The sequence below is a fragment of the Paraburkholderia sp. GAS448 genome, assembly GCF_050435685.1.
GTDB lineage: Bacteria > Pseudomonadota > Gammaproteobacteria > Burkholderiales > Burkholderiaceae > Paraburkholderia.
This window is the reverse complement of sequence record NZ_JBNDKT010000149.1, coordinates 1-1314: the sequence shown is the minus strand read 5'-3', so window position 1 is coordinate 1314 and position 1314 is coordinate 1. Positions and strand designations below refer to the sequence as shown.

General features: G+C 65.7%; 1 pseudogene. It reads left to right on the top strand.

Features of this window, described 5'->3' with window-relative positions:
* A pseudogene (locus P3T23_RS47705) lies at nt 1-1314 on the top strand (beta strand repeat-containing protein); the annotation flags it as partial.

Here is a 1314-nt window from a genome sequence, read left to right as displayed (position 1 = left end):
GAACGTTGATGGTCGGGTGACGACGGTGGAAGGCGATGTCAGCACGATCACCAACAACCTTAACAGCGGCACGATCGGTCTGGTGCAGCAGTCGGGGGCGGGTGCGAACCTGACGGTTGGCAAGGACACGGACGGCGCGGCGGTGGACTTCACCGGCACGGCGGGTTCGCGCGTGCTGACGGGGGTGGCCGCGGGCGCACTGAACGCGTCGAGCGTGGACGCGGTGAACGGCTCGCAGCTGTTTGCGACCAACACCAACGTGACGAACCTGGATAACCGGGTGACGACGGTGGAAGGCGATATCACGACCCTCAACACCAGCATGAGCGGTGTGGACACCAAACTGGCCGATGCGGTGAAATACGACTCGGCAGCGCACGACAGCGTGACGCTGGGTATCGCCGGCACGCCGGTGCAGTTGACGAATGTGCGCGATGGCGCGCTGAATGCGTCGAGCGTGGACGCGGTGAACGGCTCGCAGCTGTTTGCGACGAACCAGCAGGTTGCCCAGAACACGACCGACATCACGACCCTGACGAACACCGTCAACAGTGTAGGAGCGGGTCTGGTGCAGCAGTCGGGGGCGGGTGCGAACCTGACGGTTGGCAAGGACGCGGACGGCGCGGCGGTGGACTTCACCGGCACGGCGGGTTCACGCGTGCTGACGGGGGTGGCCGCGGGCGCACTGAACGCGTCGAGCGTGGATGCGGTGAACGGCTCGCAGCTGTTTGCGACCAACACCAACGTGACGAACCTGGATAACCGGGTGACGAAGAACGAAGGCGATATCACGGGCATCAACACCAGCATCAGCAACCTCACCAGCGGCACGGCCGGTCTGGTGCAGCAGTCGGCAGCGGGTGCGAACCTGACGGTTGGCAAGGACACGGACGGCGCGGCGGTGGACTTCACCGGCACGGCGGGTTCGCGCGTGCTGACGGGGGTGGCCGCGGGTACGGCCGACACGCAGGCGGTGAACGTGTCGCAGCTCAAGCCGGTGATTGCTGGTCTGGGCGGGGGTGCGTCGATTGATCCGGTCACGGGTGCGGTCACGGGTCCGACGTACAGCGTCACGAAGATCGATGGCACGAGCACGACGGTGAACAACGCAGGCGATGCGATCACCACGATCGATGCGCGGGTGTCGAACGTTGATGGTCGGGTGACGACGGTGGAAGGCGATGTCAGCACGATCACCAACAACCTTAACAGCGGCACGATCGGTCTGGTGCAGCAGTCGGGGGCGGGTGCGAACCTGACGGTTGGCAAGGACACGGACGGCGCGGCGGTGGACTTCACCGGCACGGCGGGTTC